This window comes from Sporomusa sp. (genome assembly GCF_035561155.1).
Lineage (GTDB): Bacteria > Bacillota > Negativicutes > Sporomusales > Sporomusaceae > Sporomusa.
Genome location: NZ_DATMYD010000017.1, coordinates 38693 through 45435, shown reverse-complemented (window position 1 = coordinate 45435; position 6743 = coordinate 38693). Strand labels below are relative to the sequence as shown.

Genomic DNA, 6743 nt, shown 5'->3' with positions numbered 1-6743 from the left:
ACCACGCCCCAGTACAGTACTCTACCTTTGTTTGGGCTGTGAAAAACAAGAAGAAATCCCCTACCAAGTGGTAAGGGATTTTGATAAGCAAGATTATACAAGGGATCTAAGCTACCCACCACAGTTTAGTTGTGAATCTTGCGGTGGGGTAATGCATCCACGTTATTACAAAGGGGTTCATGGATTTGAGTACCGACTTTCGGATGTGCTCAATACCAAAGGACCGCGTTAGCGGTTTTTCTTAATGTGGAATATTAGCTAACTTGACCGTATGGCGTATTCAGGGCAAACGTGAAGGCAAGCACCGCAGGTAGTACATAGGTCTAAGTCAATGAAAGCTTTATTATCATTTTCGTAGCTTATCGCTTCTGATGGACATACCAGGATGCACTTGCTACAAGTTCTACAGAGATACTTTAATACTGTTATTTTTTTTCGATGAGAAGGCGTTTGACTCTGCATAATATCACGTCCTAAGTTAAAACAATTATAATAATAGAAAGACAGTTCGATAGATTCGGGCGTTTCTCCTGTTGGAAACCCATTACTGACTATAAAAGGGTTTCTGATCCCTACATCCACACCAATGGTTCAACATTTGAAAATTAACAGTAACACACATGATATCAGAAGTATGATATAATATACAGACGAAGGTAGAACATTAGCCTCTCTGCAGTCATACTGCAGAAAATACAATAGAAAATCCCTAAGAGCACAGTTGGAATCTAGTCTTATATCATGCGGGTGTAGCTCAGTTGGTAGAGCATTAGCTTCCCAAGCTAAGGGTCGCGAGTTCGAATCTCGTCGTCCGCTCCATAAAAAAACCAGATTCCCAATAGGGACATCTGGTTTTTTTCCTGATAGAAAGTATAACTTTCTCCTGGATAAGGGCAACATCGGCTTCCGCTTTCGCCAAAGGCTCGGTGCAAGCCGTGTTTTCTTTATTAACTTTACACGAAAGCGGGCGTAGAATCGACGTGTTAAACAAGGTTTTTGTTTATGGAACTTTGAAACAAGGCTTCTGCAATCACGGCAAGATTCAGCCTTTCTGCAAAAGTATCCAAAGCGCAGTACTGCAAGGAATTCTATATGATTTACCATTTGGCTATCCAGGGGCGGTAGATGGTAATGGGCAAATTATTGGAGAAGTAATTGAATTAATTAACGCTGAACTCGCTTTGGTGGAGCTAGATCGACTTGAGGACTATTTTGGTCCGGGATGCGCTGATAATCTATATGAGCGGGTTGTTCGCGGAGTAAGCTTAGCCAATGGAGATATTGTTTCTACTTATGTTTACCTATGGAGTAAACCACAAGCCTTGATGCAATTAGGAAGGCTTAATCCTCAGGGTGAGTGGAGGTAATAGAACGGGACCAAAGATCTATTGACTATTATAGAATAATGGTTATTATTAGAGTATCTGATAAATGGAGGGAATACATATGATTATCGAAGGAGTCAAAGTTGTAGCAGAACCAGGAATTACAGAAGAAGAAATTCGGTCTATTGTTGAAGAAGAAATCCAGTTATGGGACCGGAAGGGAAAAGAGCTAGGAGAAGTACAGTTAAAGGTAGAGGGTGATGAGATCGTTGTTAAAGCGGCTGAGCGTTCACCTATCAAGCGGGTGCGCCGGATAACCGGTTATCTTAGTACGGAAGACCGGTTTAACTCGGCTAAGCAGGCAGAGTTGTCTGACAGACGTTCACATCTTTAAAAGATTAATGGTAGGATTAACCGTTAGATTTTAAATTTAAGTGTTGACTGCGTGAGCGATTCATTATAAAGTTAAACATATATATAAATATCGGATCTATTATTCCGCGGCAATAGAAGTGTAGGTTATTGCCGCGGATAGTTTGTTTCATATAGGGAGCGGAGAGTATGCTATTTAATATCCACCCTAGTAATTTAGTGAGTGCTTTATCCATTGCGTTGGAATTGTCAACAGACGGTTTATCCCGGCACCATTGGCGGACCGCGCTTATTGCCAACCGGATTGCCGAACAAATTAAGTTGGATGACTCTCAGCGTCAGGTACTAATATATGCCGCATTACTGCATGATATTGGTGCTGCGTCCAGCTGGTCTGAAAAAAAGAAGCTGCATATGTTCAAAGCCGGCGATGATATCTATCAGCACGCTGAAGCCGGCGACCTGCTGCTAAAAGACTCACCGCAATTCAGCATGCTGGCTGAAACCATCCGTCACCATCATGATAACTGGGATGGTTCTAATCCGCATAGACTTGCTGGCAAAGAGATTCCGCTAACCAGCCGGATCATAAACTTGGCAGACCGTTTGGAAATTCTGCTTAGGGATAAAGTTTACATATTTGAACAGCGTCCAGATATCTTATCAGCCATTAGAGAGTTGAGCGGCAGCTACTTCGATCCGGATTTGGTCAAGGCATTGCATGAGTTTGCCCGCCAAGAGAGCTTTTGGCTAGATTTGACTAATCCGCATTATTATCAAAATTTCTTTCGGCAGATTGATACTTATGGTCGCATGGTGTTTAATATTGATGATATTGTCAATATTGGTGAAATTTTCGCCACAATCATTGACCGGACTAGCCGCTTTACAGGCATGCATTCCCGGAGTGTCGCCTTGGTATCCGCGTTCTTGGCAAAGGCCAAAGGCTATGGCTCGGAAGAAGTAAAGTTGGTGAAAATCGCAGGCTTATTTCACGATTTAGGCAAACTATCTATACCTAATGATATACTGGAAAAGCCCGAAAAACTTACCGAAAGAGAGTTCTCAATAATCAAGCAGCATCCCTATTATACGTACAGGATACTTGAACAAATTGACGGCTTTTCTACGGTAGCCGAATGGGCGGCTTTTCACCATGAAACCATAGATGGTGCGGGATATCCCTTCCGCGTACCTGAGGCGTCGTTACGGTTAGGATCTAGGATAGTCAGCGTAGCAGATGTTTTTGTTGCTTTGAGTGAAAACAGGCCTTACCGCCGGCCACTCGCCGTGCGGGAGATTGAAAAGATTATGCGGGGAATGGTTGATAATCGTAAGATTGACGGCTGTGTTGTTACCGACTTATTTAGTGACAGAGCCGGCTTGGGGACACTAACTGATCGAATTGGCGAAATGAGCTGGTCAGCGGTGGGACCCAGCTAAAATTTCCCGATATATACAATGGCAAAGTCCGGATGAAACTCTGGGCTTTTTTTGTGCTGTTTTTTATCGGAAGCTGCAATTTTCCTGTGTTTCGGGTCGAGTTATTGGGAGGTTAAATTATAATGTTTTTTAGGCTGCTTTTTGGGAATTAGTAAGTGTATACTATTTATATAATTACCTAATGGAAGCTCTGTGTTATAATAAGAGAAACCAATTTTGGGAGAGATTGCTATGGATTCTATGGAACCCATTAGTTTAACGAAGGGAATGCCGGGCCAGCCTTGCCCCATAGCTAAGACACTTGATGTTATTGGTACTAAGTGGACATTTTTGATTATCAGAGATTTACTGATCGAAGGGACGATGCGGTTTAGGGATTTGCAGAAATCAATGGCTGGGATTAGTACGAAGACACTCTCATTACGGCTACGTGAATTGGAAGAGCAAGGTATTATAGTGAGAAGAGTGTACGCGGAAGTTCCTCCAAGGGTTGAATATTCGCTCACAGAGAAAGGCAAATGTTTAGAAAGTATTTTTATAGAACTAAAACGTTTTGGGTTGACACTATAGATTAATAAATCACAAAAAGGGCCTTGGGGCCTTTTTTGTTTATATCAACTTATTTCTCTGAAACATGTGCCAGAAAATACAATGCTTTATAATAGGTAACTATATGAAGTTTTTTACACTACTTTACATCGGAAAGTAATGGAGATACAATGACATCATCAGCTTAAAGCTGAAATAAAAACCTAAAAGATGTGGAGGAAGACAGATGAAAGTAGTTGGTATTAATGCTAGCCCGAGAAAAGATGGTAATACAGCAATTCTTATCAAAGCGGTGTTTGTGGAGTTGGAAAAGGCGGGAATAGAAACCGAGTTAATACAGTTTGCGGGACATTCTATTCGGGGCTGTACAGGGTGCGGAGCCTGTTATAAGAGTCAAGACAGGCAATGTGTCATAAAAGATGATGCCTTTAACGAATATATGAAAAAGCTAATAGATGCTGATGGCATAATATTGGGGTCACCAGTATATTTCTCTGACGTTACTGCCGAAATGAAAGCACTGATTGATCGTGCAGGAATGGTATCTAACGCAAATGGAGGACTGCTAAAACACAAGGCTGGTGCCGCAGTTATGGCAGTGCGCCGCGGGGGTGCTACCCATGCCTTTGATACAATGAATCACTTCTTGCACTACATGCAGATGTTTTTGGTGGGAGCCAGTTATTGGAACATGGTCTATGGGCGGGGCGTGGGTGAAGTAAACAATGATGAGGAAGGCATGCGCAACATGCAGGTTCTTGGAGAGAATATGGCTTGGCTTTTGGAACGAATAGGAAAGTAAAGGGAAATGGGCAGATATGGCTTGAGAACTGATCAGATATTAATTCGTAAATTTGGGTTAACATTCCGCATTACTAGTGATTAGTTCTCATAACATTATCTGTAGTATTTATGCTGTTTTATACACACTGCTTCGCTGCCTCTGTAGCCAAGGAAAAGAATAAATTAAAAGTGTTTACAAAGTCAATAATAGTGAGTGAGTGTTCAAGTGAGTTTCTTGACATTGTGCCAGTAGTAAGATAGAATAAAATTGTCAAAATTGCCGGTATAGCTCAGCTGGTAGAGCAACGCTTTCGTAAAGCGTGGGTCACAGGTTCGAATCCTGCTATCGGCTCCAGTGAATATCAAGGCTTTGCGGGTTTTTCCCGCAAGGCCTTTTTTCATGACTTCTAACATTCTTCTAACAAGCGCTACACCACGGAAGCAGAGGGCGATACTAACGTTATTAAGGAATAAATAAGAATAGGGCGCTCGCTACAAAGCGGCGCCCCATCTTACTAGGATGTATGGTATGGATGTAGTACAGATTGTGGGACAGGTCGGGTTTCCGATTGCCGTTGCCGCATACTTATTAGTCAAGTTTGAGGCCAAGCTAGAGGCCTTTGAACGCGCGGCCACAACATTATCGACACGGCTAGAGGTTCATACCGACCGGTGCATTAAATGCCGGGAGGGAAAGCCATGCAATACTGCGACAGGGAATAGTGAAAGGTGGTTTTGTATGGAGGTTCGTGAGTTGGCCATGGTGGTCGCCGCCCTCGAAGCTATTATGGCGGTGGCTCAAGGTAGTACCCCTGACCATCAGTATGACATACTTGTTAAGTCTCGGAACGCAATTAGCTTTTTTATTGGTATGAAAGTAAGTAGCTAGGATGCTGGCGGTGGCCAGTGTCCTTTTTATTTTAGAAAGCAGGGGTGTCTTTATGGCTTTATAGCTAGAAGTAGGGGAAATCTCTAATCATAAAAGTTTATTATTATAATAATAACAGATCGTAATTTCCTTCACCCCCTAAATGCCTATTATAATAATAGTTAGACTATAGGGGGGAAAACAATGAGAGCTTGTAGTCTAGTATGTATCATAGGCATAATGTTTTTACTCATTAACCAATTCTACAGCGGACTTGATTGGGGACAACTCTTTATAGGCGGTTTTGTTGTCGTTGCTATCTGGACCGATTGTGAACGATGGTTTCGCTACAAGATTAGAAGAAGAAAACATGGCTAAGCTGCATAGGACAAAAAAAGTATGGTATGCTGATAGTGGATAGGTAAAGACAGTTAGCCTTCCAAAACGCATTTGAGGAGGACTAATGGATATTCAATTATTCCGGACTTTCCTTTTGGTAGCTGAACTAAGAAACATCACTCAAGCTGCCGAGCAATTAAATTTTACTCAACCGGCAGTTACTGCCCAGATTCGGATGTTAGAAGAACAGTATGGAATTGCCCTATTCGAGCGGATTGGTAAAAAGCTTTATATTACTGAAGCCGGGCGTGAGCTAACCACACACGCGGAAAAGCTGCTGACTGCTTTCTACAACCTTAATACTGCAATGGAGAGTTTTTCTGATTCCAACACACCCATAAAATTAGGTGCATCGACTACAGCTGCTAGCTACTTCCTTTCTCTAGCACTATTAGAATTCCAAAATCGGGGCATAAAAGGCTCTGTCATTGTTGATATTTGCCCGAATCTACCTGCAACCGTAAAAGGACTTTTGGATAATAATTTTGATATAGCCATTGTGCATGACAAGATTAACAATAGTCAAATCATACAATTTGACTTATCACATGAAAAGTTAGTATGGGTAGTTAAGCGTGAATTGTTTGTAATGAATCATGATCATCAAGACATTAGCCATTATCCTTTCATAAATTTTAGGCCAGGCTGTGTGTACCGAAGTATATTTGAAGAAACATTGAAAGAAAGAGATGTTCACACCATTATCGAATATAGCGATGCAGAAGCTATTAAGCGAGCCGTATTGGATGGAGTTGGCGCAAGTATACTTCCATATGTACTAGTAGAATCACATTTAAGAGATGGATCTCTAATCGAATTAACTAATGCACCAGAACTCACATTTGTAATGTCGGTCGCCTTTCATAAAAATAAAATTATAACCCCGGCCATGAAAACGCTCCTTCTGATTTTTGCTGAACACGGTAATATCAAAAGCAATCTTTTAGACTATATCGGTGCCACTAAATAAAAGTTCATTATCAATACAATAAATACCTATAATT

Annotated in this window: 10 protein-coding genes and 2 tRNA genes; 11 read left to right on the top strand and 1 reads right to left on the bottom strand. The window is 41.5% G+C overall.

Features of this window, described 5'->3' with window-relative positions:
* Window positions 1-232, top strand: a 232-nt coding sequence (locus VN447_RS02970) for a hypothetical protein (RefSeq protein ID WP_325522654.1), incomplete at its 5' end; no start/stop codon positions are given.
* Between the two features lie 26 nt (window positions 233-258).
* On the opposite strand, the gene VN447_RS23230 is transcribed toward VN447_RS02970, so the two are convergent.
* Window positions 259-462: an ATP-binding protein gene (locus VN447_RS23230; RefSeq protein ID WP_414714871.1), complete on the bottom strand. Its 204-nt coding sequence runs from the start codon at window positions 460-462 to the stop codon at window positions 259-261.
* Window positions 463-743: 281 nt separating this feature from the next.
* Here VN447_RS23230 and VN447_RS02965 point away from each other — a divergent pair.
* The 10 genes from VN447_RS02965 (at window position 744) to VN447_RS02920 (ending at window position 6709) form a co-directional block, all read left to right on the top strand.
* Window positions 744-819: transfer RNA gene (locus tag VN447_RS02965), tRNA-Gly, on the top strand.
* Window positions 820-980: 161 nt separating this feature from the next.
* Window positions 981-1367, top strand: coding sequence for a gamma-glutamylcyclotransferase family protein (locus tag VN447_RS02960; protein WP_325522652.1), 387 nt, complete (start codon window positions 981-983; stop codon window positions 1365-1367).
* 79 nt (window positions 1368-1446) lie between these two features.
* The gene (gene nrdD / locus VN447_RS02955) at window positions 1447-1719 is read left to right on the top strand and encodes an anaerobic ribonucleoside-triphosphate reductase (RefSeq protein WP_325522650.1); all 273 of its coding nucleotides are present in this window, start codon (window positions 1447-1449) and stop codon (window positions 1717-1719) included.
* Window positions 1720-1886: 167 nt separating this feature from the next.
* Window positions 1887-3140, top strand: coding sequence for an HD domain-containing phosphohydrolase (locus tag VN447_RS02950; RefSeq protein ID WP_325522649.1), 1254 nt, complete (start codon window positions 1887-1889; stop codon window positions 3138-3140).
* Window positions 3141-3371: 231 nt separating this feature from the next.
* Window positions 3372-3710, top strand: coding sequence for a helix-turn-helix domain-containing protein (locus VN447_RS02945; RefSeq protein ID WP_325522647.1), 339 nt, complete (start codon window positions 3372-3374; stop codon window positions 3708-3710).
* Between the two features lie 205 nt (window positions 3711-3915).
* Window positions 3916-4491: a flavodoxin family protein gene (locus tag VN447_RS02940; RefSeq protein ID WP_325522645.1), complete on the top strand. Its 576-nt coding sequence runs from the start codon at window positions 3916-3918 to the stop codon at window positions 4489-4491.
* A 260-nt stretch (window positions 4492-4751) separates the two neighbouring features.
* A tRNA-Thr gene (locus tag VN447_RS02935) sits at window positions 4752-4827 on the top strand.
* Window positions 4828-5001: 174 nt separating this feature from the next.
* Window positions 5002-5361: a YvrJ family protein gene (locus VN447_RS02930; protein WP_325522643.1), complete on the top strand. Its 360-nt coding sequence runs from the start codon at window positions 5002-5004 to the stop codon at window positions 5359-5361.
* Between the two features lie 183 nt (window positions 5362-5544).
* Window positions 5545-5718, top strand: coding sequence for a hypothetical protein (locus VN447_RS02925; RefSeq protein ID WP_325522641.1), 174 nt, complete (start codon window positions 5545-5547; stop codon window positions 5716-5718).
* 85 nt (window positions 5719-5803) lie between these two features.
* Window positions 5804-6709 (top strand): LysR family transcriptional regulator, encoded by a 906-nt coding sequence (locus VN447_RS02920; protein WP_325522639.1) that lies wholly within the window; start codon window positions 5804-5806, stop codon window positions 6707-6709.
* The last annotated feature ends 34 nt before the right edge of the window (window positions 6710-6743 follow it).

What these genes read in the sequence shown, in the direction of transcription:
- VN447_RS02940 (WP_325522645.1), top strand. Translation starts at nt 3,916, where the DNA reads ATGAAAGTAGTTGGTATTAATGCTAGCCCGAGAAAAGATGGTAATACA.
- VN447_RS02920 (WP_325522639.1), top strand. Translation starts at nt 5,804, where the DNA reads ATGGATATTCAATTATTCCGGACTTTCCTTTTGGTAGCTGAACTAAGA.
- VN447_RS23230 (WP_414714871.1), bottom strand. Translation starts at nt 462, where the DNA reads ATGCAGAGTCAAACGCCTTCTCATCGAAAAAAAATAACAGTATTAAAG.
- nrdD (WP_325522650.1), top strand. Translation starts at nt 1,447, where the DNA reads ATGATTATCGAAGGAGTCAAAGTTGTAGCAGAACCAGGAATTACAGAA.
- VN447_RS02930 (WP_325522643.1), top strand. Translation starts at nt 5,002, where the DNA reads ATGGATGTAGTACAGATTGTGGGACAGGTCGGGTTTCCGATTGCCGTT.
- VN447_RS02950 (WP_325522649.1), top strand. Translation starts at nt 1,887, where the DNA reads ATGCTATTTAATATCCACCCTAGTAATTTAGTGAGTGCTTTATCCATT.
- VN447_RS02945 (WP_325522647.1), top strand. Translation starts at nt 3,372, where the DNA reads ATGGATTCTATGGAACCCATTAGTTTAACGAAGGGAATGCCGGGCCAG.
- VN447_RS02925 (WP_325522641.1), top strand. Translation starts at nt 5,545, where the DNA reads ATGAGAGCTTGTAGTCTAGTATGTATCATAGGCATAATGTTTTTACTC.